Below are 26,055 nucleotides of genomic sequence, written 5' to 3' on the forward strand. Positions count from 1 at the left end.
AGACAGGAGCTGACGCGTGATGGTGAAGATTCTGATATCCGGGTTTGAACCTTTTGGCGGGGATGCGGTGAATCCGACGGGGGCATTAATGGATTCTCTTGCAAACGAAGTGATCGAGGGTGCTGAGCTAAAAACAGTACTGTTGCCCGTGCACTTTGATGAATGTGCAGACCTGCTGATCGCAGAGATGGAAGCCTATCGGCCAGATGTTGTCATTGCCTGTGGGCTGGCCAAGGGCAGAACGTCCATTACACCGGAGCGGATTGCCGTGAATGTCAAAGATATTCCGCCGGGCTCCTACGCGGATAACCAAGGACAGCGTCCTGTGGACGAGCCAATTGTAGATGGCAGCCCGGACGGCTTGTTTGCCACTTTGCCCATACGTGCCATGGTGAATGACATGTCCGCAGCAGGTATCCCCGCTACCGTCTCCAATACAGCAGGTACATATATCTGCAACAATACGATGTACCGGGTACTGGATTATATTCGAGTAGGGCAACTTCCAATCCGTGCCGGATTTGTACACTTTCCCGCCTCAACAGAGATGGCGGTGTTGCAGCCTTCCGTCCCTTCGCTGCCTATTCCCATGATGCTGGATGCGCTGCGGATCATGATCCGCACGGTTGTGGCTGATTCGTAGGGGATGGTTGCAATCGTTCGGCTGCGGTTGCAGCAGATCGTAGGTGACGGTTGGTTGGATTCGTAGACCGCCCTTTTGAGAGGGAGAGCAGTGGGTTGGGAAGGATTACAGTTGGGTTCAAGATGACGTGGAGAGCGTGGAGTTGCATGGGTTTCTTTCTGCTTCGATCTGGGGTTGAGTAGGGTGATAGATATGAAGTTGAACATAGAGAAAAAAAAGAGCTGTCCCATCGTCATAAGTCTGACGTTAGGGGACAGCTCTTTCTATTTCGTGTCATGTGTCATGTGCAGTGTAGTCAGACATGGTTAGTGAGGCCACTAGTTTGCAGCAGTTATCTTGATGAAAGTTTTTTGCCTAGTTAAAGGTTAGACTCTAAAACCGCAAACCGCAAACCGCAAACCCGGTAAGGCTTATACAACTGTTGCTGGAAAGTAGGAATTCAGCAAAACAGTTACGGGGCAGTTAAAGGACAGACTCCGATTCGTGCCCTCCTGAATACGACCTTTACTAACCCTAAGTAACTAAGCTCTTAAGAAACAAGACGCAAGGACACCACCATCACCCTGGCTAGCTAAGTGGTTTGTATCCACGAAAACCCCGAATAGACTTCTACGAAGCTTACTCCTCAGAACACCTTGGAACGGACTCAAACGAATCGAGCACACGCTATTCGCCGAGAATCCGCACACAACAATTTCTAACGAATCGTAGGATCGTTATTGGGTGGAATGAAGCGAATTTGTTGGTGATATGACCGATTTCTAACTGAATAGAGTGTCTGGGATTCGTTAGAATTTTCGTAGCATGATATTTGGCTAAATAAGGTGCACTGGGTTCGTAAGAGAAAAAAACTGCGAATTTGTAGCACCCTAAGTCTACTTTTACAAACCACTTAAATTTCGAATCCCCGAATAGGCTTCTACAAAGCTTGCTCATCAGAACGCCTTGGAACGGACTCAACGAATCGAGCACACGCTATTCGCCGAAAATCTGCACACACCAATTTCTAACGAATCGTAGAAGCATTATTGTGTGTGGAATTAAGCGAGTTTGTCGACGATATGAACGAATTCTAGCCGAATACGGTGTCTGAGATTCTTTAGAATTCTCATACCACGTTATTCGGCTAGATAAGATGTGCTGTGTTCTTTAGATAAGAGCGTACAGATATAGATGTTAGATTCGCAACAGATCAAGGTCGAACTCGGGAACGAGTCCTTCTTTCATGGCACGGCCAAGCAGTGCAGTGATTGCACCGTAACCATCATCACCCAGGTTGGCGCTGAACTCATTAACGTACAGGCCGATATGCTGTGCAGCTACGTCAGGGTCCATTTCTTGGGCATGTTCCATAACGTATGCTCTCGACTCATCAGGGTGCGCCCATGCATATTCAACGGAGGCGCGTGCCCATCCGGCGAGGGCATGAGCATCCATGTTGCGACGTGCGATGATTGCTCCAAGCGGGATCGGAAGGCCTGTGTCGCTTTCCCACCAGTTCCCAAGATCTGTCATTAGTTTGAGATCATAGTTCTGGTACGTGAAGCGTGCTTCATGGATGACAAGTCCGGCATCGATCTTGCCGTCTCGCACAGCAGGCATGATCTGGTCGAATGGCATAACAACAATCTCGCCTACACCGCCAGGAACATTTTGCGCTGCCCACAGACGGAATAATAGATATGCTGTCGAGCGCTCGCTTGGTACAGCGACCCGTCGTCCAGACAGATATGCTGGATCGGTCGTGCCGTTTGCGGTCAGAACCAAAGGACCACATCCTCTGCCAAGTGCGCCTCCAGCAGGAAGCAGAGCATAGTCAGATAACACGTATGGCAGTGCTGCATAAGATATTTTCATCACTTCAGGTGTGTCGGGTCCATCAGGATTCGCTGCCAGACCATTGGTAATATCAATATCAGCATAACGGACATCCAGCTTAGGTGCGCCCGGGATTAACCCGTGCACCCACGCGTGAAAGATAAATGTATCGTTTGGACAAGGGGAAAATGCAATTTTCATGATGTAATAACCTCCCGTAAAATGGAACTTGCGGCCTGGAGCGCATCGAGGGCGTCCTTGATGCGCCAAGCGTCGCGGTCGCGTGGACCGACCGCGTTGGATATGGCCCGCAGTTCGAGTGCTGGCACGCCGAACTGCTGGGCAGCTGTTGCCACGCCGAAGCCTTCCATACCTTCGGCGGCGGCATCCGGCACGCGGCGCAATAGCTCCGCAGCCGTCTCCGCTGTTCCGGTCGCCGTAGACACGGTGACCGCAGTGCCTCCGCTGACAGCTAGCCCAGCCCGCTGCAGCTCATGGCGCAGGCGAGCGGCAAGCTCCGCGTCCGCCGCCACAATGGACGAGCCGAATCCGAGCTCGTCCACACTAAGGAAGCCGTCTGGCGTCTGCGAGCCCAGATCGGCGGCAACCATGGCGTCGGCTACCACGAGGGAGCCGACGTCCGCCCGGCCCGGGAACCCGCCGCCGATGCCGGCACTGATCACCAGCATGTAGGCTGGTGAAGATCCGGTCCCGGCAAGGGGCCCCGGCCCATCCGATGTGGCAGATGCCTGTGCCACATCGGATGAGCTTGGCGTAGTGGAACCCTTCGCCAACGCCCTAGTGCCCGCAGCCACTACGGCATATGCCAATGTAGCGGATGTTCCCGCAGCGGCCGAGGCTGGGCCAACGCCCGCGGCGATGACGTCAAATTGTTCCGCGGCCGTATCTCCCAAGCCGCGGAGGACCGCATCTTTTTCCGCATCAACCGCAGTTACAATTAACACACGTTGTTGTGAGTTTGCTTGTACCGGACTTATACCTGAAGTGTTTATTTCCCCAGTTGAATCCCCGTGGTGTCCACTATTTTCGAATGATGCGTTTGAGTTTGGTTTATTATTCTGATCTTCATCCTGTCTATGTTCATTCATCTCGGATTCTCCTTATGAGGTATTAGAAGTGTAACATATGCTTCCATAGTATCTTTCTTACAACAGGCTTCTAGTTACACTTCTTAGGGTTATTACTGACTTCTATATTTCCTTGTAAATGTATAGTTCAGCTTATATAAATGGAATTCGGGATATATTTGTCCACTAAAAAAGGACATTTATCTTAATTTTGTCTTTCAAAGAGTGGACACTTTTTCTAAAAAGATACTATATCGATCCAAGAAAATGAGACACTACATATAGATGTTTTCAGATATAAATTTAAAAATGATCTATATGTAGAATATCAATTCCGGAGTGTTTTCTCATGTCCGTGTCCACCCTTTGAAAGACATATCTACAATATGTATGCTCAGTACGGACAGCACGAGTTGGCCCTCCAAACGAACAGATAAACGATTGAAAAGGCTGGAGTCTGCCCGACCCATTCAACGCGAATCATATATAAACCTTCGGATTTTTAGACCAACAAGCCAAATGAATAACGGGCCCAGTCTGCACTCGACCACTGCATAGTAGCTCATTTGTGCAAACCCGAATTTAAAGCAAATACACAGTTTTGCTAACTTTGATATAGCTGCCTACTGTACCGCCTACCGTTTGTGCAGACAATAGGTCTATAACGCAAGACAACTCAACACAACACATCTAACGCATAACAGACCTAACAATCAATCAGATTAAACGCACACAAAGAAGTAACAAAGATACAGTGATTACTGAACATAATTCCATCTCCATCATAACGGAAGGGGAAAGACCTGAACAACCTTTGCATGTAATTCTGTCAAAAGCGGTCAAGCAAAGATTTTGGGTAGCCGTATCATTTCAAGTAGCCACATCTAACCACATCGCCTCAGATAGCCTTTTTGCCTCATTTCATGTGAATGCCACCCTGATCCGAGCCCCATCCTAAGCCGAAATGAACTTGCTTCCAGTAGTGTGATATGTCAAATAAACCATATGATCTCTCTTTATTAACGTACTCCCAATAAAACAAGAAGTCAAAGTCAACGGTTGACAATTCGATTTAACTGTATTAATAATAGTAGTACAGTTAATACACCTAAGAGTTGAATACGTACAGCTGTACAGCTCAGGTAACGCCTTTTTACACCGAGATAACTACACATGCACCTTAGATACAGTCATTTAAACCCATAGGTTATTCACACATTTACAGAAAGGAGGTGCGGGATGTTCGAATTAGATGTACGCAGCCGTAAGGCGATCTACGAGCAACTAGTGGACAAAGTCAAAGAAATGATCGTATACGGTATTCTAAAGCCCGACGAGCAGCTTCCTTCCGTTCGTGCGTTATCCACGCAGCTGACCGTGAATCCAAATACGATTCAGAAAGCGTATCGTGAGCTTGAACGTGAAGGTTACATTTATTCTTTGCAGGGAAAAGGGAGCTTCGTATCATCGTCAGTGGAACATCCGAATGAAGCCATGAGAGAAGAGATCAGAGAGTCTCTGGTGAAGTTGATTGCAGAAGCTTCGTATTCCGGTTTGACCAAAGCGGATATGACGCTTTTGTTTGAGGAAGCGATGGCCCGTATAGAGAAGGAGGAGCCTCATGATTGAGCTGAATCAAGTCGTCAAAGCATTTGAACAGGAAAAGGCAGTGGATGGCGTAACGATGCACATACATAAGGGGTCGATCTATGGTTTGCTCGGTTCCAACGGGGCAGGCAAGACATCGCTGCTCAAAATGATGGCTGGCATTTACCGTCAGGACAGCGGGACTGTTCGTATCGAAGATAATGAGATTTATGAAAATATGGATCTCAAAGGCCGCACAATTTTTATGGCCGATTCGCCGTACTTTTTTCCGCAATCTTCAATAACTCAGATGGCTGCATTTTATCGTTCGGTATATCCGCGCTGGAATGAGGAACGATTCAAGCAACTGGCTACTGTGTTCAAACTGGATGTGAAACGCAAGTTACATCGCATGTCCAAAGGCATGCGCCGTCAGGCAGCCGTATGGCTGGGACTTAGCTGTATGCCTGAAGTGCTGCTGATGGATGAGCCGATTGACGGCCTCGACCCGGTCATGCGCCAGCAGATCAAAAACTTGCTGTTCCAGGAAGCAGCTGAGCGTCAAGTAACTATTGTTATCTCGTCTCACAATTTACGTGAGATCGAAGATCTGTGTGACCATGTAGCGATTATGCACAAAGGCCGAATTATTGTAGAGAAGGATCTCGATGATCTGAAGGCCGATACGCATAAAATCCAAGTCGCATTCCGCCACCCGGACCATGCCAAAGCCATGGATGAGCAGATTGATATTTTGCATGAAGAGAAACGGGGAAGTGTATCCCTGTACATTGTCAAAGGCAACCGACAACAGGTAACGGATCAATTCCGTGTACATGATCCGTATCTGCTGGATGTACTGCCTTTGACGCTCGAAGAAATCTTTATATATGAAATGGAGGACGCAGGGTATGATATTCAACCGATTGTTCTGTAACCGGGGCATCCTGATCCAAAATTTCAGACAGCATGGATGGATAGGCATTTTATTTCTCATCACATTGTTGTTCTCACTTCCGTTATATATCGCTACCGAGTACAGGGATGTGCCACAGCAGATTACAAGTTTGTTTCAGGCCAATGGTGAAGTGCAGATTCTGTTCGCTATCACACTGCCCGTAGCGGCTGGAATCTTCCTTTTTCGGTATATTCAGTCTGGTGCACCTTCGGATCTGTTCCATAGTTTGCCGTTACGTCGTAAACATCTATTAACGATTAATCTATTGACCGGATTTGCCATGATCCTGATTCCAATCTGGATTACAACTGCGATTACCGGCTGGGTATGGGCGGTACTGGATCAACCTGCGTTTCTGTTCGATGGCAGTACGATCTGGATGTGGGGCTTGAGCATGAGTATCTACTCGCTATTTATGTTCATGCTTACTGTGGCGGTCGGCATGTGCATCGGGCAGTCTGTGTTGCAGGGGCTTACCGTATACGCGCTCCTCTTGTTACCTGTTGTCGTATGGTTCATTATGTCACTTCATCTCCAGCATTATTTGCTTGGATATCCGTACGATGAATTGGGACGTAATGCGGAAGAAATGTCACTTGTTCTTCGCATGGCTTCAATCAGTTATGCTCCTATCACTAATGGAGAACTTATAATCTATTCGATATTCGCAATCCTGTTTATTCCTCTGACTTATGTGCTCTATGCGAGAAGACAGGTTGAATCTGCTACGCAAGCAGTTACATTTACTCTTGTGAAACCTATATTCCGATTTGGTTTAATGTTTACGTTGGTTCTGATTGGCGGAGCTTACTTCACGATTATTGCTCCAAGAGGATCAGCTGGATGGGGAATCTTCGGATATGTTCTTGGTGGAATTGTAGGTTATATCGTTGCCGAGATGATTATTCGCAAAACATGGCTGATCTGGAGCAGCGGGCTGCTGCCCAAGCTGATTTTGTATGGTATTGTCGCTGGTTTGATATTGTACATCCCTATTGCCGGCTGGAATGGATACGCTGCGCGAGTGCCTGAACTGAACAAAGTGAACAGCATCAAGCTTGGTGGGGAGCGTTATATCTATAGTAACGGTGTCAATCAGAAGATGGACGATGCTCACCTCTATTCTAATGATCCGGAATACATGGGGGCAGTTATCGCTCTTCATCAAAAAATTGTGGATTCCGATCTTCCTATACTGAATGATCCAATCAATCCAGGTATGCGTGATGATGAGTATGTATTTATTAACTACAAGCTGGATAACGGCAAGGTGATGAAACGTAAATACTATATTCCAGAAGCCGAATTCCATCAGGAATTAATGGCTCTGAAACAGTCCCAGGATTACAAAAGAGTCGCCTTTGAAACGTATAAGCTGGAAGAGGATGCATTAAGTTTTGGCATTCGCTCTTCCACTAGTTCATACCGAAAGGTGTACATTAGCAATCCGGAGCAAGTCCGTGAATTCAAGGAACTCTTGAAACAGGACATTTTGGACCAGACCTATGAAGAACAGCGCTCGCCGTGGCAGTCGTTTGCTTACGCGGAGATGAATCAGGATTCTACTTCGAAAAATCCATCTCAACCGAGGGAGATGTGGAACTTTGAGATCAAACCTAGCTATGATCGGGTATTGGCTTGGCTGAAGGAGAACAAATTATACGATCAGTTGCTTGTCCAAGCAGACGAGATTATCTCCGCACAGTTTGCGAAGCAGGAGATCAACAGTCCGGGTTTTCTTCAGTGGGCGAATCCGCAGCCAGAATATATCGATGGGAGTCTAAGCATCAAGAAGCAGGTCGCAACCCAAAACAAAGAAATCATTAGCGATTTGCTCAAACGTCAACGGTCTGGTTATCTATCAGAGAAAGATACCATCTATCAGATCAAGTTGAATGTAACTCGTGGCGAGAACATCTATATGATGTTAAAAGAAGAGGATCTGACCGAGGCAATGAAAGCTATTTTGGTCAATCAATAAGCTGAGCTGTATCAGTTGTTAACTATAAGCGAGAAGGGTTCTCCCGTTGATCGAAAGTTTTATTCAACCAGTGAAATCAGATTTACTTGACCAGATACAAAGAATGGAATATATTAGAAAAAGGAAAGGTTCGAGCGACTCGTTCAATCGAATCTCATATGGAACGGCTTATGAGGGAAGCACCCGTAAGAGCAGGCAAATGCCTGACTTGCGGGTGCTTTTTTGTCGTTCGCTGATTTCGTTGGCTATTCTGCTAAATATTTTAGAAGAAAGGGTGTAGAGACGCATGCAAACAGAAGCATGGAAGGAAACGATAAATGAACAGGAGGCCATGGCATGTTGTTCCCTATTGGAACGATCAAGCTCACATAACTTCATAGATCATCATGGCTTGATCAAAGTTGAGAAGGGGCGACAGCATCTCGAAGACTTAGCTTTAGAGGACATAGATCCAATGGAGACAAGAGTAAGTGCATCTCATGTTCTGACAGGATATAGCGGTAGTCACGTAATACGTCAAAGTAAAGGCAAACCTGGTAAATTCCTATCATTCGCTCATCTTATTTTCAGATCACGCCTGCTCATAGGGCTTGTGATTCTGTTCAGCGCAGGCACGATCTATTTTGCTTCTTCAGTCGAAGCAGCGGATTTAGATCTTGGCGTAACGGCGCAAAAAGCATGGGATTCCGTTTTGAACAAAGCCGACGCACAAACCAAGTTAACGTTGAAGCAAGCGTACGATAAAGTGGGGAACTGGAAGGCTCAAGAGCAGGTTTGGGAACAAAAAATAAAGACACTTCATGCCTCCAATACCGCGGAATTGGAGCGATTACGTGTAGAAATAAGACAAACCGATGACGCGAAGGTCGCAGTTCTAGCTGAAAAGGTAAAGCAAACACAGGCCCGATATGAACCGCTATTTGCCCTATACAGTTCAGTCAATAGACAGTTGGATGCAGCCAAAGCCATCAAAAATAAGGAATGGAGTGCAGCGATCCGCACTCAGGCAGAGACGTTGAAACCCGTTGTGAAACTTGCCAGAGAAGACATCCGGATCAAGAAAAAGGAACTTGCTGAAGCACGTAAACGGAAGAGCGCTGAAATAAAACGTTTACGAGCTATGCTAGCAGGGGCCGACTCCGCGAAGAAACAGATTCAAACGGCTAAAAAACAGGCGAGTCTGGCTAAAGAACGATATTCAAAAGCTCTACAACAGTTCAAACAGAGTACAAAACAAAGCCAAACGTCACGTGTACTCAGCTCATTGAACACCTTGGCGTCTGTAGCAGAGAAGTGGGCAGGAACAAAACAAAGTATTCATACACTGGAGCAAAACGTATCCACTACGTATGTGAAAGTCAGACAGGAAATCGCCAAGAGACCCAAATAAGAGGAAACCCGGTCCTCTCTGCAACGTACACAACTTTAGATGTAAAGACGCTTCGATGATGATGGAACGAGGTGAAGCTATTGCAGTCCAAGTTGGAAACGAAACGTACGGGGGCAAAAGGTTTTAAACGTAAACGTTACTGGATTCCCAGCGTTGTACTAATTTTGATCATAGGTTTTATTGGGATTGGTACACAATGGACACCCAAAATAACGGTATTTTTATTAAAATCATTAATTGAAACTGCTAATCCAGACACAAATAGCACGGACACTATGCTCTCGGATGGGATAACTCGTGTTGTGGATGTACCCTATGCAGACGAAGGGCGTAATGACAGTACACTGGATATCTATTACCCTTCCGTAACATCGGAACCTTTGCCTGTTGTGTTGTGGGTTCATGGTGGTGGATGGGTCTTGGGTGACAAAAAGGATATCGCAGATTATGCCGTTCAATTAGCCAAGCAGGGTTACGTTGTGGTCAGTATGAATTATGCGCTCGCACCGGATACGAAATATCCCATTCCCGTGATCCAGGCGAATCAGGCTTTGACTTACGTGAAGAACCATGTCAGTGAGTATCAGGGTGACCCGGAAAACATATTTCTCGCAGGCAATTCGGCAGGTGCCCAGATTGCAAGTCAGACTGCGGCAGTGGTGACCAATCCATCTCTCGCCAAGCTGATGAACATAAAACCAGCCGCCCAGCCGGAAGAGTTGCGTGGGGTTCTGCTATTCTGTGGTCCATACAATCTAAGCACGGTAGCCAATACAGGCTTTCCACTCATACGGACATTTCTCTGGTCATATACGGGAGTCAAAACATTTGAAGACTATCCACGTCTGCATGAAATGTCGACCGTGCTTCAGGCCACAGCAGAGTATCCACCTGCATTTATTACCTCAGGCAATGATGACCCGTTGACCAGTCAATCGATTGAGCTGGCACAAGTATTGAAGCGCCTTGATGTTGAGGTGGAAACCTTGTTTTTCTCAAACTCATCAGAGAAGCTGGGACATGATTATCAATTTGATCTGGGGACTGAAGCTGGACAACAGGCGATACATTCGGCAGTACGATTCATGCAACAGTATAGTCGATGAGCAGACAAGTCTGTGGTACACTCGAAGCAAATGAGGGCGCAGGAGGAGAAGCATGGCAGATAAAGAAGATTTGACCCGATTCGGGGTGGCGTTTCCTACACCTCTGATTGAGCAGTTTGACCAGTATATTGAGGAACAGGGATACAAAAACCGATCCGAAGCTTTCCGTGATCTTGTTCGCAAAACATTACTGCAACCTTCTGCATTACAATCCGACCAGGATGTGGCTGGCACCATTGTGATGGTCTACGATCACCATATCAGTGATCTTCCCATTCGTTTGATGGAGCTGCAGCACGAGGCGCATCATGACATCATTTCCAATATGCACGTGCACCTGAACCATGACCAATGCCTGGAGGTTATTGCCGTACGAGGGAATCTGGGACGATTGCGTCATTTGCATCAACAGATCCAGGTGCAAAAAGGAGTATTGTATGCAGAATTGTCTGTGACTTATGTGGATGAACTCAACAAACTGGCTCATGCTCAGAGTCGTCAGGATGGCAACCCGGATCAAAGTCTGGATCATAATCACAGTGCGGGGCAGCATGCTCACAGCCATCATCATCGCTCTGCGGAGTAAGACAAATACGGGTGTAATTTCTATGAAAATATAGCAAATCTAAAAAACAGACTATTGGTTAGATGCCAACCGTCTGTTTTTTTGTTGTTTGTTATAATACCTAACTTTATAGGACGGCATAAATGCTCGGTTATATAACTTTTTAATTATTATTTCTGAAATATGAAAAAATATGGATTATGAAGTGAACTTTGTTGATATATGATTTGTGTTTTGTGCTACAATTTCTCTAAAAAGTAACACGAAATAAGTGAGTGCAGCACAACTTTAGAGGGGGAACGACCAGAATGGGCAGATTTTCATGGAGATGGGGAAAACGAAAAGTTAGAACAGGATTAGGCATTTTACTTGTATGTTCCATTGGTTTATCTGGTTGTGCACAGGGCACAGCGCCAACAGCTTCGTCAGCAGAGAATGGACAGTCAGGTACAGCCTTAACCAAAGACGAATTGGTGCTGGCCGTTGGCACCGAGCCGGAAGGCGGGTTTGATCCAACAACCGGATGGGGGCAATATGGGTCACCGCTTTTCCAGAGTACCTTGCTGAAGAGGGATGCCAAGTTACAACTGGTTAACGATCTGGCAACGGCATACTCAGTTAGTGAAGATGGGCTGACCTGGATGGTTACACTTCGGAACGATGTAAAATTCTCTGATGGGGAGCCACTTACGGCTGAAGATGTGAAATTTACGTTTGATACGGCTGCTCAGAGTGGGTCTGTCATTGATTTGACGAATATGGCTAATGTGAAGGCAACTGATGATAGCACAGTTGTATTTACACTGAAGTCGCCGCAGTCTACATTCATCAGTCTGCTGACGACACTTGGCATTGTGCCTGAACACGCCTATGGCGCTGATTATGCAGAACATCCGGTCGGATCAGGACCGTACAAGCTGGTTCAGTGGGACAAAGGACAACAGGCCATCGTTGAGGCCAATGAAGAATATTACGGTAACAAGTCTGCATTCCACAAACTCACCTTCCTCTATCTGGATGAAGATGCAGCCTACGCTGCTGCGCAGGCAGGTACGGTGGATATCGCTGCTATACCGGCAGCGTTTAGCAAACAACAGGTGAATGGCATGACATTGGAGGCCGTGAAAACCGTAGATAACCGTGGCATCATGTTCCCCATGCAACCTGCTGGTGCCAAGTCGGGCGAGGGTCTTCCCGCAGGAAATGATGTGACATCCGATCTGGCGATTCGCCAAGCGGTGAATGTTGTGATTGATCGTAAGGCTTTGGTTGAGGGCGTACTGGAAGGGTACGGTCGTCCGGCTTATTCCGTCAGTGATGATCTGCCTTGGAGCAATGCGGAAGCTGTATTTACGGATGCTAATCTCGAAGAAGCGAAGCGCATTCTGGCCGCTGGTGGCTGGGTGGATGCGGATGGTGATGGTATCGTCGAGAAAAACGGCGTTAAGGCCGAGTTCAATCTGCTTTATTTTGCAGGTGATTTAACAAGACAATCTCTGGCACTGGCTGCTGCGGATATGGTAGCCCAGGCGGGAATCAAAATCAATGTTGAAGGCAAAAGCCGTGAAGAGACGAAAAAGATGGCTTACTCCAACGCTGTATTGTTTGGGTGGGGCAGTCATGACCCTTTGGAAACCTATAACCTCTATAGCAGTACTCACAAAGGAGAAGGGTATTACAATGTGGGGCTGTATAGTAATCCTGTCGTGGATTCTTGGATGGACAAAGCCCTTAAGGCAACAAGTGAAGAAGAGGCATTGCCGTTCTGGCAGAAAGCGGAATGGGATGGAACAACAGGTTTCAGTTATCAGGGTGATGCGCCATGGGCATGGCTCGTAAATATAGATCATCTGTATCTGGTTACGAATGGACTGAACATTGGTGAGCAGCAGATCCATCCTCATGGTCACGGCTGGCCGGTGACAACCAATCTGGAGGAATGGTCCTGGGATAACAGTACAAAGTAGGAAACGTAACGGTAGCTTTAGCCTGAATTGGGGAGAGATTGGATGACAGGCAGGAATGGATGGGCCAGATTTGTTGGTTTTAAAGTGTTGCGACTTGTATCTCTATTGGTTGGACTCAGTGTGTCGTCTTTTATATTAATGCAATTCTCTCCTGTGGACCCGATCGAGGCTTACATTGGTGGAGACATGATCAGGGTAAGCGCCGAACAGCGCAGTTTAATCGAAGAACGGTGGGGATTGAATGAATCTCCCATGGAACGATTACTAACCTGGGGACAAGCGCTTATTCAGGGAGATCTGGGAACATCAATGATTTACAGACAGCCTGTAGCGGATATTATCCAGGAACGATTCATGAATTCTGTCGCACTTATGGCTGTAGCTTGGATATTATCTGGCATCATTGGTTTCACTCTTGGTGTAGTTGCTGCCATGAGACGGAATTCGAAGCTGGATCGCCTGATCTGTTGGTATTGTTATACGCTGGCCTCCACGCCGGTATTCTGGATTGCGCTGTTGCTGCTGATGGTATTTGGGGTGTGGCTCGGATGGCTGCCAGTTGGCCTTGGGGTACCCGCAGGCATGTCAGCTGATCAGGTTACATGGGGAGATCGGGTTATTCATATGATTTTGCCAGCGTTGACTCTCAGCCTGACCGGGGTAGCCTCTATTGCTTTGCATACCCGGCAGAAGCTCACAGATGTGCTCGAGTCAGATTATATTCTGTTTGCGAGAGCGCGAGGTGAGCGTGGATTTCAGCTGTTCCGTCGACATGGGTTCAGACATGTTGTTTTGCCAGCCATCACGCTGCAGTTTGCTTCGTTCAGTGAACTGTTTGGTGGGGCTGTGCTTGCAGAACAGGTATTTTCATACCCCGGCCTTGGTCAGGCGACGGTTCAGGCGGGCTTGCGTGGAGATGTTCCATTGCTGCTCGGACTTGTGATGTGCAGTGCAATCTTTGTTTTTACAGGTAATATGGTTGCCGACATTCTGTATCGCTTGATTGATCCACGGATGAAGGAGGAGCTGATGTCATGAAGCGGACGTTAGAACGCTCCTCCGAGCAGACGGCAGAAACAGCCAAAATACAGAAAGTGAAAACTGCGAATCAAGAGGTACGGTACAACATTAATACAGGGTCTCTACAGGCTGAGACTGGAAAAGGAACAGGAACAACACGCCCAACGAGAAAAGATTATACGGCTGCCAGCAATCAACGTTTCCGAAACCCTCGTCAAAGAGCGGTGATCTGGGGAAGCCTCGCGGTGATCTGGATTGTCATCGTGTGGTTGACGGGCAGACTGCTTCCCGCTGGTTCTACGCTGACTTCATTAATGGATCGGAATTTGGCTCCAACCTGGGCGCATCCATTTGGCACAGATTGGCTCGGAAGAGATATGTTCATGCGTACGTTAAAAGGATTGGCAACCAGCATTCAAGTGGGATTGCTTGCTGCATGTGGTGGCGGATTGATCGCACTGCTGTTGGGTTTGACTGCCGCTTCAAGCAAGGTTGCTGACCGGGTAATCTCATGGATTATCGACCTGTTCCTGAGTGTACCTCATCTGGTATCGCTAGTTATGCTGGCCTTTGTATTCGGTGGAGGTCTGGCAGGAGTGGCGGCAGCGATTGCGCTGACGCACTGGCCGAATCTGGCCCGGATTGTACGAGCGGAGATGATTCAACTGAAATCCGCAGAATACATTCAGATTTCACACAAGTTGGGTCAATCGCGGTTACAGATTGCGGTGCAGCATATGCTGCCACATCTGGTTCCACAACTGTTCGTGGGCGTATTGCTAATCTTTCCCCATGCGATTCTGCATGAGGCGGCCATTACGTTTCTGGGGCTGGGGCTGTCCCCGCAACAACCGGCAATCGGAATTATTTTGTCAGAGTCGATGAGATATTTATCTGCTGGCATGTGGTGGCTCGCCTTTTTCCCTGGACTGGCATTGTTGCTGGTTGTTCGTGCGTTTGATGTATTGGGCAATAGTCTGAAGACTTTAACGGGTACGGGTAGTTCAAGGGAGGTGAGGTAAATATGGCTCTTCTTGATATTGAGGGAGTGTCGGTGTCATTTCGGCGCGCTCGTGGCTGGTTTGGGCACGAACAGACTTACGTCATTCAGAATCTGGATCTTTCCGTACATGAGGGCGAGATCGTGGCTGTTGTAGGCGCAAGTGGATCGGGTAAAAGTGTGCTGGCGCAGGCCATCATGGGCATTCTGCCTGCCAATGCCAGGTTGGAGGGGCGTATTAGCTATAGTGGCGAGCCTTTGACTCCAGAGCGGCAGTTACAACTGCGTGGTGATGAACTGATGTTAATTCCACAATCCGTCAGTTATTTGGACCCTTTGATGAAGGTGGGAAGGCAAGTTCAGCCGGTAACCCGAGATTCCGGACAGAAACGAGGCTTCATAACTCGATCTCATATGAAAAAGACGGAGCAGGAGCTAATGGAGCGTTATCATCTTCCTCAAGGAACAGCCGGGAAATACCCGTTTGAGTTGTCCGGAGGTATGGCAAGGCGGGTGTTGATGGCTACAGCGACCTCCGGTCAGCCCAAGCTGATCATTGCAGATGAGCCGACACCAGGCATTCATCCCGAAGTACTGGCTGAGACAATGAAGCAATTTCGCGAACTTGCGAATGAAGGCGTAGGCATTCTATGGATCACCCATGATATCACGACAGCCCTGACGGCAGCGGATCGCATCTCTGTATTTTATGCGGGTACCAATGTAGAGACGACGCTGGTGGATGATTTTAAAGGGAATGGAGAACGTCTGCGTCATCCATATACAAAAGCGCTCTGGAATGCGTTGCCGCAGAACGGATTTCAGCCACTCCCAGGCTCCCAGCCGTTGGCAGGTCAAGAGATTACGACAGGATGTTCATTTGCTCCCCGATGTAGTGCAGCAACCGCTGTATGTATCGGTGAACGTCCAGAGCTTCGTAAGGTACGGGGCGGAGAAGTGAGGTGTTTCCATGTCACTTGAAGCACGGGACGTGAGTTACCGTTATGATCCGAAATCGTGGGTGTTCCAGCAGATGAATATGCAGGTGAAACAAGGCGAAGTCGTTGGCTTGTGGGGACCAAGTGGCTGTGGAAAAACAAGCCTTGGACGCATCCTTGCAGGATATGCAGAACCTGTGGCAGGACAAGTACTTCTGGATGGGAAACCACTCCCACGTACAGGAGTATGTCCGGTTCAGCTGGTATTCCAGCATCCGGAGAAGGCTGTGAATCCACGCTGGCGGATGCGTCGTGTACTTCAGGAGGCGTCTGTGCAGGATGAACAGTTGCTCGAAGCTTTGGGTATTCAGCAGACCTGGTTGGACCGTAGGCCGACTGAATTATCCGGTGGAGAACTGCAACGTTTCTGTGTGGCGCGGGCGCTTGGCACAGCGACACGTTATGTGATCGCAGATGAGATGACAACGATGCTGGATGCAATCACTCAGGCACAGATCTGGCATACCGTGATGGAAGTGGCTCGCCAGCGTGATCTGGGGCTATTGATCATAAGCCATGATCGGGATTTGCTGAACAGATTGTGCGACAGAATTACACCGATGCCGATATCGATGTCACTGTAATTTTAATTATGGTCGAATAAATAAAATGATCAAATGCAAAAGGGGTGCCCCTTGTGAAGTCATTAACCATGAATGTGAATCATGGACTTGACTACGGGGCACCCCTTTTTCTATTTTGACAAATATTCACCATTTAACGAACAGTACACGTTTTGTTCGAAACATACATAGATGTAACTGACGCTTATTTGCACGACACATTGCTTAGCAACGCAGATAACCTGCGCATCGCCTCTTCAACCGTGGAACGTGGACAGGCTACATTAATACGCATGAACCCTGTACCCTCTGTTCCAAAGAAACTCCCGTCATTGAAAGCAAGCCCCGCTTCATGAAGCAGCATGTTGCATAGTTGTGCATGTGGGATATTCAGCTCCCGGAAATCCATCCATAACAGATAGGTCGCTTCGGGCAGATGCATTTTAATCTGAGGCATATGTTCCGCAACATATTGTTGTACATACTCCATATTTCCGCGGATATAGGCAAGGCACTCATCCAGCCATTCCTCGGCATCATTGTAAGCAGCTTCGGTTGCAACAGCCCCCAGTGTGCTGATATTGGCAAGTCCCATCGTTTTTACACCCTGCGCGAACGATTCTCGCAACTTGGCATTGGGGATGATGATGTTGGATGTGGAGAGGCCAGGAATGTTGAAAGTTTTACTTGGAGCCGTACAGATGATACTTAGATCAGAGACGGCGTCTGAGATCAGGGTCAGTGGTGTATGAGTTCCGCGCTGATGAACAAGATCGGCATGGATTTCATCTGAAATCATCAGTACGTTGTATTGCAGACACAGTGATGTAAGCCCTTCAAGCTCTTCACGAGTCCATACCCGTCCAACCGGGTTATGAGGACTGCACAGAATCAGCATTTTGACCCGACCGGTCTGCAAGCTGGATTCCAGTTGTTCCAGATCCATCGTGTAATGACCATTATTCTCTACTAAAGGATTGGTGATCAGTTCACGGCCTTGACCACTTACTACTTCATAGAAGGGAGCATACACCGGGGTTTGGATGACCACTGCATCTCCCGGTTGAGTGAATCGTTGTACAGCAATGCTGAGTGCGGGCACGATACCTGGAGTGAATACAATCCAGTCATCGTTAATTTTCCAGTTGTGGCGCCGTTCCATCCAGCCTGCAACAGCTGCATGATACGCTTCAGTCCGCACTGTATAACCAAAAATCCCGTGCTCCATCCGTGTTTGCAGGGCTTGAATGACGGATGGTGGAGCAGCAAAGTCCATATCGGCCACCCACATCGGAAGCGCATCAGCAGCACCGAAGATATCCTCAAGCGCATCCCATTTTTCTGATCCGGTAGAGATCCGGTTAATAGGCTGGTCAAATGTACTGTTATTGTTATTCATCGTATTTAATCCCCCTTGAGTTCCGTTCCTGCGACCACAAATCGACAAATAATTATCCATACATTGGGTAATTTCGCAACTGTTGTGCGTGTATGATTAGCTTAATATAAATGGTCTGGAATTCAGGACTTTATTCATATAAGAACAACTTAAGGAGCCAGAGAACAGCGGGCATACGACAAAGACTATTTTTGTACGCCCTTGGTCCTGTTTTGTCCATTTATCGTTTACAACCTCTTGTCAGATGCTATTATATTGCTAACATTTGGTGGAACAACGGGCTGTTATCCGAATAAGCTCGTACCCATACATGATGAGCATAACTACATGAGTCTTTCGCGTACATCGAGCGATCGTCTTGAATCGTATTATGCATAAGGCTGACATTTGAACTCAGGAGGCGTTTAGGGATGAAAAGCAAAAAGTGGTTGATTGCTGCGGGTGTGTTTGGCATGGTGTTAACCGGATCGGCAGGTGTATATGCAGGTACACAACTGGAGACAATTAAAGCTTATCTGAACCATGGGCTCGCCATCGAAGTGAACGGACAGAAATTTACACCGACAGGTGACCAGGGCAAAAAGCTTGCGCCAATTACATATCAAGGCAGTACATATCTCCCTGTTCGTTCGATTGCAGATGCGTTGAAGACCGAAGTGAAGTATGATTCCCAAAACAATAAAGTAAGCATCGGCTCTTCAAGCTCTTCTGGTGGGTCAACATCCACAGGCAACGGCGAATCGACATCGCCCTCAACAGGTACAAACACACAGGCGGCAGGAGTGAAGTCTAAGTATCTTCCGGCTGATTTCCCATTACCTAAGGATGCGAAGGCAACAAGTCTTATTGAGAACATAATGGATGGTAACAAAAAAGTAGTGCTCACGTACACAACGAAAGAAACGTTGCTAACCGTTGGAACATCCTACAAAGACTATTACCAGACCAAAAACTTGAGCCAGAACACTCAGGATATACAGGCAGACAGCTTCAACATCGTGGGTCGTGAAGATGGCAAATATGCCGTAACGATCACAGGTTCGGTGTCTGCAACCAACAAGGATCTGAATGAAATCACCGTAGTGTGGGGCGAAGAGTAATCTTTCCTTCTATAAAAGGTGAACAGCAAAAGCCGTCCGTTGAAATCATAACAGATTTCATTGGACGGCTTTTAGGGTTTAATCTATATCTGGTCCTATACTCTAAATTAATAGTGTAATTAATAGTCTAAATATTAGTCCGTTACAAGTACTCGTTAAACCAACCGGCAATATGCTCCAGGCGCCGTACCCTTAAGTGGGGGTGACCTCCACGAGATAACTCGTGGTTGGCACCTGGGAAACGAATAAGACGAGTGGTCTGTTTACGCCGTTTCAACGCAATGTATAATTGCTCAGCCTGTTCAATCGGACACCGCAGATCCTGTTCGCCATGTAAAATGAGCAGCGGAGTACTGACGTTGCCGACATAAGCGAGTGGGGAATGTTTCCACAGTTTTTCTGTGTCATCCCACGCGTTACCACCAATCTGGTCTTCCGTGAAGAAATATCCAATGTCACTGACACCATAGAACGATAGCCAGTTGGAGATGGAACGCTGGGTAACAGCGGCCTTAAAGCGGTCCGTGTGTCCAACAATCCAGTTGGTCATGAAGCCACCATAACTGCCTCCGGTTACGCCCAATCTGGATTCATCGATAAACTCATATTGGGATAGGGCATAATCCACGCTCTCCATAAGATCGCGATAATCTCCACCGCCGTAATCTCCGCGACATGCGTCTACAAACTGCTGCCCGTATCCGAGGCCACCGCGTGGATTGATATACACAACAGCGTAGCCTTGTGCGGCGAGAATCTGGAACTCGTGCATAAATGTAAAACCATACATCATGTGCGGGCCGCCATGAATCTCCAGAATGGTCGGGATTTTGACCCCGTCGACCATGCCATGAGGTTTCATGATCCATCCTTGCAGACGCAGGCCATCTGAGCAATTAAACCAGAAGGTTTCCGGTGTACTAAGGTGCATCTCATCCTCAAGCTGTGGATTGCTGCGGGTGAGCTGAATCGGTTCTACCCCGGGATCTTCCGGTTGTTCATACATATAGAGATCACCAGGATTTCGTGTATCGGCAACAGCAGCAACGATCTGCCCGTTTTCCAATTCGGCAAATTGATAAATCTCCCGTTCGTCAGGCCATATATAGTCGGCACTGCTGCCGTCTCGTGCGAATTTGGCGATGCGTACACTACCATGGATGGTCGCCAGACAGAAGATTGAAGAACCATCCCTGCTGAATACTGGCCCCGTAGTTGTCAGATGTGATCGCATGTCGCCAACAATGCTGTGGTTCAACTGTACGTCCCAATCCGTGCTCAGACATACGAGTTCACCACCTGATACTGGAAGGGTGTACAGCTTCACAAGTGTGGCATTTCCATAGGAACGGTCACTGGCGAGCAGTGCAATGGATTGTCCATCCGGTGCAAAGGCCAGTCGGCTGAACGTATATCCTTCCGGGGTTAACTGCTGCACATCCGATCCGTCTGCTTTGGCAAGGTACACATGATTAGTCAGGGTGTAATCATTATGGTCCTCGCCTTCTTCAGGCATCTGCGCAATCCAAGCGATGGATATTCCATCCGGTGACCAGGCATAGTCACCAACGTCATAATGACCTGTAGTTACAGGGGTTGCTTCCGCGTACGCGTCAATGGGCGCGATGGTGAAGAGATGGGAACGTCTTCCGTTCCATAATCCTCCTGCATCTGATTTCATTCGAATCCGGTCAACAACATGTTCTTGCAGCAGTTTGGGTTTATCGTTTATAGGATCTGTATGTTCTGATTCTTCATCTCCGCTCATATCCACAGATGATTTCACAAGTAAAGTATGACCATCTGGTGACCAGAGCAGGGAACTGACGCCATGTTTCAGGTGACTGATTTGCCGTGCTTCTCCGCCATCTGTTGCAATGATCCACACTTGGGATTTACCATCAACCTCTCGTATAAAAGCAAGCTGAGACCCATCTGGCGACCAGGCAGGGGAATGATCCTTCTCTCCAGAGGTAAAAGGCCTGTCCTTCTGACTTCCCAGATGCAGCAGTCTTAGGTGAGAACAATAACCGTCACGTGCTTCATTCGTTTTCCGGCTTACATATACCAGTTGTCCGCCTTGAGGGGACGGAGTTGGATCGTTAACCCATGTAATCTGATAAAGATCTTCCGCTGTTATGCCGCGCTGACTCATCATTGTTTGTCCTCCCACCATGAATTAGAATTGGTTAATTTCCTAACCTTTCCATTTATATTAACGGAAAGCTAGGGGCAGGACAATAAGGGTGACAACGGAGGGGACAGAAATAACCTGAAGAAGCGGAGCGTTCGCCTAAAAGCTTTCTGAAAGAAAGCTGCATCGGAAGCATAGGCTATCCCCGGATTTTCACTTTGAAAAAGTGGAATCGAAAAATCTGGGGATAACAGCGATCGGAAAGTTGTTCTGTCATCGGAGTGGTCAGTGCAAACATTCTTTGTTCAATTCATGTAGGTGTGTTAAAAGGATTTGCTCGAAGGATGACGAATCCTAATGTTGAATAAGCGCAGAAATGACGAAAAATGGTCTTGATTTAATGTTTAACATTGGTGAATTTGGTTTAATGTACAATGCAATTCCTGTTCAACATTCAGGTATTTGGTTCTTAGCCATTCGTTTATATAGAACTCGTATGATTCAGTCGCAATGGAGGAGGAACGTCACGTTGAGCACATCCTATGAGCAGCATGTAGAATATCCAAACCGGAAACGAATGGCGTGGCTTACGGCAGGGGCGGCACTCTTTGTGGCAGCCGGATTTTTTTTGATTTTTGATAATTCCTCAGTTACGAATGATTCCATCCTTTCGGATGTGATTGGACTTCTTTCCATTTTATTTTTTGGGCTATGTTTTTGCTACAGTCTGGTAAAGATGATTAAGAAGGAACCTTCTTTTGTAATCGATGAGGATGGGTTTGTGGATGCATCTTCTTATACCGCAGGAGGAGCAGTGGCCTGGAGAGACGTTGAAAATATTTTTATGTATGAATTAATGGGACAGAAAATGATCGGGGTCAAATTGCGGGACGAGAAAGCCTTTCTGGATCGCCAGAACGGGATGAAACGCAAGTTGATGACGGTCAACAGCAATATGGTCGATGCAACCATCAGCGTTGCCCAAAGTAGCCTCACAATGTCACTGGATCAGTTGTATATCATGATGATGAACCACTGGAGGCATGTGAGTGATAACATGATTTATGATTCGTATAATCGTCGTTAGAGAGGTTACAATGTCCATAAGTCTTCAGAATGGGGGAATATAGATGATGCATGGTAATCAAACACGCACGATTCTGCTTCCGGATGGAACTGCCCTGCCTGCGATAGGACAAGGCACATGGTACATGGGAGAGAAGCAATCTAGCCAGGAAGAAGAAGTACGGGCACTGCGTTCCGGTATTGAACTGGGAATGACCGTAATTGATACGGCGGAGATGTATGCAGAAGGCGGGGCAGAAGTTGTTACGGGAAAGGCCATCTCGGGCCTTCGTGATGACGTTTTTCTCGTATCCAAAGTATATCCCCATCATGCAGATCGCAAGCAGATGATTACCGCTTGTGAGCGTAGTCTCACGCGTCTTGGTACAGATCGTCTGGATCTGTATTTGCTCCACTGGCGGGGAGGAGTACCACTCGAAGAGACGGTTCAGGCATTGGAACAATTGAAACAATCCGGTAAAATCCTTCGCTGGGGTGTATCGAATCTGGATACAAGGGATATGCAGGAATTATGGAGTCTGCCGGAGGGGTCTCGGTGCATGGTGAATCAGGTGCTTTACCATGCAGCTTCGCGTGGTATTGAACATGATCTGCTTCCCTGGATGCGGGAACGTAACGTTCCTGTTATGGCGTATTGTCCACTGGCTCAGGGTGGCAGACTTCGAAGTGAATTGTTGGAGAATCCAGTCATTGAGGAGATTGCACAGGGTCGAGGAGTTACGACTTCGCAGATCGCATTAGCCTGGGTGATCAGGGATGGAGATGTGCTGGCGATTCCCAAGGCGGTGCAGCTGAATCATGTGGCAGACAATGCAGCAGCAGTGAATATCGTTTTGACACCAGAGGAACTCACTCGTTTGGATGAGGCATTCCCTGCGCCTAAAGGTAAGGTACCTTTAGATATCGTGTAAAATAGATAACAATACGATTAATAAAGTTATGCAGAGCAGATCTTCACGATCTGCTCTTTTTTTGTATGGATATCAATAGTCGAAGCTGGCCCATCAATTGAGAGAATATATATTTTAACAAATGGGCTTTACAACACTATTTAACTAGTGTACTATGTAACTAACACACCAGTACAGAGAGGAGCGAGAGCTTTGTGACTATGGAATTTGATAACAATTTACCAATCTATCTGCAGATCATGCAGTACATCAAGAGACAGATTGTAACCGGGACACTTCAGGCAGGGGACAAAATTCCTTCGGTTCGTGAACTGGCGGCTGAACTACAGATCAATCCAAATACAGTACAACGGACATTTCAGGAGCTTGAGCGGGAGGAAGTGGTCGAAACCAAACGGGGCTTGGGCAGATATGTGACCAGTGAGGAGCGGAAGATTATGACGATCAAAAAAGAGATGGCCGGTGAACTGCTGGAACGCTTTCTGACCGGAATGCAGGAACTGGGGATCGAAGAGCAGGATATCTTATCCATCGTAGCCGATGCCGTTGCGGAAGGAAAGGGAGGAACAACGCATGAGTAACATCCTTGAACTGAACCAGATCAATAAGACATATGGCAATAAGAAAGCGCTCAGTAATATTACATTGGATATTGCTCCAGGACGAATCGTAGGTCTGCTGGGTAGCAACGGTAGTGGAAAAAGTACGCTCATGAAGCTGGTTGCAGGTTTGTTGCATCCGAGCAGCGGAACGATTCAAGTTACAGGTAAGCCTGTTGGGCTGGAGACGAAGGCGCTGGTTTCATTTATGCCGGATCGCCCATTAACCGAAAAGTGGATGAGAGTCCGGGATGCGATTGCGTACTATCGCGATTTCTATGTTGATTTTGATGAGGAGAAGGCACGGGAGATGCTGGACTTCATGAACCTTGTCGAGAGTGACCGGGTACGGCATCTGTCGAAAGGGATGAATGAACGACTACAACTAACACTGGCACTTTCTCGTAAGGCTCGTCTGTATCTGCTGGATGAACCGATTGGCGGAGTGGATCCGGTTGCACGAGGCAAGATTCTGGATGCGATCGTCAAGTTCTATGATGAAGACAGTAGTCTCATCATCTCAACGCATCTTGTGAATGATATCGAACGGATTTTTGATGAAGTTGTCTTTATTCGCGAGGGCGAACTGGTGATGCGGGAAGAAGTGGAAACACTCCGTCTGAAATATGGGAAAAGTGTGGATGAGATGTTCAAGGAGGTCTATGCGGAATGATGACATTATTGAAGTATGACTTTAGAAGGAACTGGAATACACTGCTGGCTGGGCTAGTTATTTTGATTATCGCGCAAGTGGGGCTTTCCCTTTTCATGTCTGAGGTCACAGGGGTTGTGATTGGCATTATGGGGTATGTTGGAGTTGGTGTGGCTATTTATGTGAAAATGATTAAAACATACACGTCCAATATCCGCTCTTATAATCGCCGTCTGTTACCCGTAACGGGCCTATCACATGTGTTGTCTCCTTTGATCTTTGGACTACTTTGCGGGTTGGGGTTAGTCATTATTTTTACGACTCATGCCTACATCTATATTTCAATGAAGCTCAGAATGAACATGGCTAGCAATATTGATCTTTCGGGTCTGCATGTTTCGGATTATATTAGTTTGTTGCTGTTTAGCGCATGGGTTATGGTATTCATGACCGTCATTATCTTCCTTTCGATCTCGATTGCAGGTAGCTTCCGCTGGAAAACGGGACCATGGATCGGAATCGTTGCATTCTTTGTCCTCGTTAATCTGATTGGCTGGTTGGAGAATATTATTACGACTGGACGCTTCAGTCCAAATGAGATGTTCCGGTATACGGAAGAAAGTACAGGTATTGCAATCACAGCCAATGGTGTATTATGGTCGGACGGCATGTGGGTAAGCATTGTATTTGAAATGATCGTAGCCGTTATCTTGGTGTGGGCAACCATTTACCTGAACAACAAAAAAGTTGAAGTCTGATGACAGGATAACTTGAACGTGATGCGAGCAACCAGGGTTGCTCGTTTTTTTTTACATCCAGTGTTAATCCATATTTTGAATCCACTACCATTAATTATACGTATATATAGATATATTGTGTGCTCGATGCGAGATTAGGTTAAACAGAACAAAAGGATATGTAAGGGAAAGGAGCAATCGTTATGGAACTATACTTCAGGGATAACTTTTTTAATGCGGGTTACACCGAGATCATGAATCCAAATCAGGAACAGGCCGGGCATCTCGATTTGAAAAGTGTTTTTGGCTCTTCGCTCGATGTATCAGATAACTCGGGATTGGTTTGCAGTGGCAAATTCCGCATGTTAACCAATCGTTGGGATATCACTGCAGCCGATGGGAGACATCTGGGCGTATTGCGAGCGAGATTTAGTTTTTTCAGCAAAAAGTATGAGTACGATGCAGGATCGCGCGGTACGTATGATGTGTCTGCTCCAGCATTTTCGCAGGAATATGATATAAGTGGCAGTGGTGGCCGCATCGTGGCCAGTTTCCGTCGTACCAGCGGCTGGTTTAGTTCAGGGGCATTTGTATTAGATAACCAGTCTGAACAACTGGACACGTATGAATTAATTGCAGTGGTCATGGGCGTGCACGCGATTAACAAAAGAAGGAACTCGGCTGCCAGCAGTGGTGGAACCTAGTTTAGGCGCATGTATAGCAAAAAGGTTTGGATGAGATCATCCAGACCTT

At 47.1% G+C, this 26,055-nt stretch carries 23 protein-coding genes; 19 read left to right on the top strand and 4 right to left on the bottom strand.

From position 1 onward, the window contains the following. Nucleotides 1-19: 19 nt before the first annotated feature. The gene (locus BS614_RS09375; protein ID WP_074093778.1) at nucleotides 20-643 is read left to right on the top strand and encodes a pyroglutamyl-peptidase I; all 624 of its coding nucleotides are present in this window, start codon (nucleotides 20-22) and stop codon (nucleotides 641-643) included. Nucleotides 644-1,819: 1,176 nt separating this feature from the next. On the opposite strand, the gene BS614_RS09380 is transcribed toward BS614_RS09375, so the two are convergent. Next, nucleotides 1,820-2,662 carry a 1,4-dihydroxy-6-naphtoate synthase gene (locus BS614_RS09380; protein ID WP_017690309.1) on the bottom strand — a complete coding sequence of 281 codons (843 nt, stop codon included), beginning with the start codon at nucleotides 2,660-2,662 and terminating at the stop codon, nucleotides 1,820-1,822. Further along, complete coding sequence (locus BS614_RS09385) at nucleotides 2,659-3,570, bottom strand: futalosine hydrolase (RefSeq protein WP_210436970.1); 912 nt, start codon at nucleotides 3,568-3,570, stop codon at nucleotides 2,659-2,661. Before BS614_RS09385 ends, BS614_RS09380 begins: the two co-directional genes overlap by 4 nt. Before the next feature lie 1,218 nt (nucleotides 3,571-4,788). On the opposite strand from BS614_RS09385, the gene BS614_RS09390 reads away from it, so the two are divergent. The 11 genes from BS614_RS09390 (at nucleotide 4,789) to BS614_RS09445 (ending at nucleotide 16,705) form a co-directional block, all read left to right on the top strand. Continuing rightward, nucleotides 4,789-5,178: a GntR family transcriptional regulator gene (locus BS614_RS09390; RefSeq protein ID WP_017690307.1), complete on the top strand. Its 390-nt coding sequence runs from the start codon at nucleotides 4,789-4,791 to the stop codon at nucleotides 5,176-5,178. After that, nucleotides 5,171-6,073 (top strand): ABC transporter ATP-binding protein, encoded by a 903-nt coding sequence (locus BS614_RS09395; protein ID WP_047841850.1) that lies wholly within the window; start codon nucleotides 5,171-5,173, stop codon nucleotides 6,071-6,073. The genes BS614_RS09390 and BS614_RS09395 overlap by 8 nt, the downstream gene beginning before the upstream one ends. Further along, nucleotides 6,048-8,075: a hypothetical protein gene (locus BS614_RS09400; RefSeq protein WP_074093779.1), complete on the top strand. Its 2,028-nt coding sequence runs from the start codon at nucleotides 6,048-6,050 to the stop codon at nucleotides 8,073-8,075. The genes BS614_RS09395 and BS614_RS09400 overlap by 26 nt, the downstream gene beginning before the upstream one ends. A 286-nt stretch (nucleotides 8,076-8,361) precedes the next feature. Further along, nucleotides 8,362-9,465: a hypothetical protein gene (locus BS614_RS09410; protein ID WP_074093781.1), complete on the top strand. Its 1,104-nt coding sequence runs from the start codon at nucleotides 8,362-8,364 to the stop codon at nucleotides 9,463-9,465. Between the two features lie 80 nt (nucleotides 9,466-9,545). Further along, complete coding sequence (locus tag BS614_RS09415) at nucleotides 9,546-10,571, top strand: alpha/beta hydrolase (RefSeq protein ID WP_084174470.1); 1,026 nt, start codon at nucleotides 9,546-9,548, stop codon at nucleotides 10,569-10,571. Between the two features lie 52 nt (nucleotides 10,572-10,623). Continuing rightward, nucleotides 10,624-11,157 carry a nickel-responsive transcriptional regulator NikR gene (gene nikR, locus BS614_RS09420; RefSeq protein WP_074093782.1) on the top strand — a complete coding sequence of 178 codons (534 nt, stop codon included), beginning with the start codon at nucleotides 10,624-10,626 and terminating at the stop codon, nucleotides 11,155-11,157. Nucleotides 11,158-11,444: 287 nt separating this feature from the next. Continuing rightward, the gene (locus BS614_RS09425) at nucleotides 11,445-13,103 is read left to right on the top strand and encodes an ABC transporter substrate-binding protein (RefSeq protein ID WP_074093783.1); all 1,659 of its coding nucleotides are present in this window, start codon (nucleotides 11,445-11,447) and stop codon (nucleotides 13,101-13,103) included. A gap of 42 nt (nucleotides 13,104-13,145) precedes the next feature. Further along, on the top strand, nucleotides 13,146-14,141 hold the full coding sequence (locus BS614_RS09430) for an ABC transporter permease (protein WP_074093784.1): 996 nt from the start codon (nucleotides 13,146-13,148) through the stop codon (nucleotides 14,139-14,141). After that, on the top strand, nucleotides 14,138-15,145 hold the full coding sequence (locus BS614_RS09435) for an ABC transporter permease (protein ID WP_074093785.1): 1,008 nt from the start codon (nucleotides 14,138-14,140) through the stop codon (nucleotides 15,143-15,145). Before BS614_RS09430 ends, BS614_RS09435 begins: the two co-directional genes overlap by 4 nt. Before the next feature lie 2 nt (nucleotides 15,146-15,147). Next, the gene (locus BS614_RS09440) at nucleotides 15,148-16,104 is read left to right on the top strand and encodes an ABC transporter ATP-binding protein (protein WP_074093786.1); all 957 of its coding nucleotides are present in this window, start codon (nucleotides 15,148-15,150) and stop codon (nucleotides 16,102-16,104) included. Beyond that, nucleotides 16,094-16,705, top strand: a complete 612-nt coding sequence (locus BS614_RS09445) for an ABC transporter ATP-binding protein (protein ID WP_074093787.1) — start codon at nucleotides 16,094-16,096, stop codon at nucleotides 16,703-16,705. The genes BS614_RS09440 and BS614_RS09445 overlap by 11 nt, the downstream gene beginning before the upstream one ends. A gap of 184 nt (nucleotides 16,706-16,889) precedes the next feature. On the opposite strand, the gene BS614_RS09450 is transcribed toward BS614_RS09445, so the two are convergent. After that, nucleotides 16,890-18,083 (bottom strand): MalY/PatB family protein, encoded by a 1,194-nt coding sequence (locus BS614_RS09450; RefSeq protein ID WP_074093788.1) that lies wholly within the window; start codon nucleotides 18,081-18,083, stop codon nucleotides 16,890-16,892. 410 nt (nucleotides 18,084-18,493) lie between these two features. On the opposite strand from BS614_RS09450, the gene BS614_RS09455 reads away from it, so the two are divergent. Beyond that, nucleotides 18,494-19,183, top strand: a complete 690-nt coding sequence (locus BS614_RS09455; RefSeq protein ID WP_074093789.1) for a stalk domain-containing protein — start codon at nucleotides 18,494-18,496, stop codon at nucleotides 19,181-19,183. Nucleotides 19,184-19,325: 142 nt separating this feature from the next. Here BS614_RS09455 and BS614_RS09460 read toward each other — a convergent pair whose 3' ends face one another. Then, nucleotides 19,326-21,341 carry a S9 family peptidase gene (locus BS614_RS09460; RefSeq protein WP_074093790.1) on the bottom strand — a complete coding sequence of 672 codons (2,016 nt, stop codon included), beginning with the start codon at nucleotides 21,339-21,341 and terminating at the stop codon, nucleotides 19,326-19,328. Between the two features lie 505 nt (nucleotides 21,342-21,846). On the opposite strand from BS614_RS09460, the gene BS614_RS09465 reads away from it, so the two are divergent. The 6 genes from BS614_RS09465 to BS614_RS09490 all read left to right on the top strand — a co-directional run bounded on the left by BS614_RS09465 (nucleotide 21,847) and on the right by BS614_RS09490 (nucleotide 26,006). Further along, nucleotides 21,847-22,404 (top strand): STM3941 family protein, encoded by a 558-nt coding sequence (locus tag BS614_RS09465; RefSeq protein WP_074093791.1) that lies wholly within the window; start codon nucleotides 21,847-21,849, stop codon nucleotides 22,402-22,404. Between the two features lie 46 nt (nucleotides 22,405-22,450). Further along, nucleotides 22,451-23,314: an aldo/keto reductase gene (locus tag BS614_RS09470; protein WP_074096767.1), complete on the top strand. Its 864-nt coding sequence runs from the start codon at nucleotides 22,451-22,453 to the stop codon at nucleotides 23,312-23,314. Nucleotides 23,315-23,508: 194 nt separating this feature from the next. After that, a complete protein-coding gene (locus BS614_RS09475) occupies nucleotides 23,509-23,895 on the top strand; it encodes a GntR family transcriptional regulator (RefSeq protein WP_026081254.1) in 387 nt (128 codons plus the stop codon). Then, nucleotides 23,888-24,586 (top strand): ABC transporter ATP-binding protein, encoded by a 699-nt coding sequence (locus BS614_RS09480; RefSeq protein ID WP_074093792.1) that lies wholly within the window; start codon nucleotides 23,888-23,890, stop codon nucleotides 24,584-24,586. Before BS614_RS09475 ends, BS614_RS09480 begins: the two co-directional genes overlap by 8 nt. Continuing rightward, nucleotides 24,583-25,323 carry a hypothetical protein gene (locus BS614_RS09485; RefSeq protein WP_074093793.1) on the top strand — a complete coding sequence of 247 codons (741 nt, stop codon included), beginning with the start codon at nucleotides 24,583-24,585 and terminating at the stop codon, nucleotides 25,321-25,323. Before BS614_RS09480 ends, BS614_RS09485 begins: the two co-directional genes overlap by 4 nt. A 182-nt stretch (nucleotides 25,324-25,505) precedes the next feature. Further along, entirely contained in the window at nucleotides 25,506-26,006 is a 501-nt protein-coding gene (locus BS614_RS09490) for an LURP-one-related family protein (protein WP_036606430.1), read from the top strand. The last annotated feature ends 49 nt before the right edge of the window (nucleotides 26,007-26,055 follow it).

It is taken from the genome of Paenibacillus xylanexedens (assembly GCF_001908275.1).
Lineage (GTDB): Bacteria > Bacillota > Bacilli > Paenibacillales > Paenibacillaceae > Paenibacillus > Paenibacillus xylanexedens_A.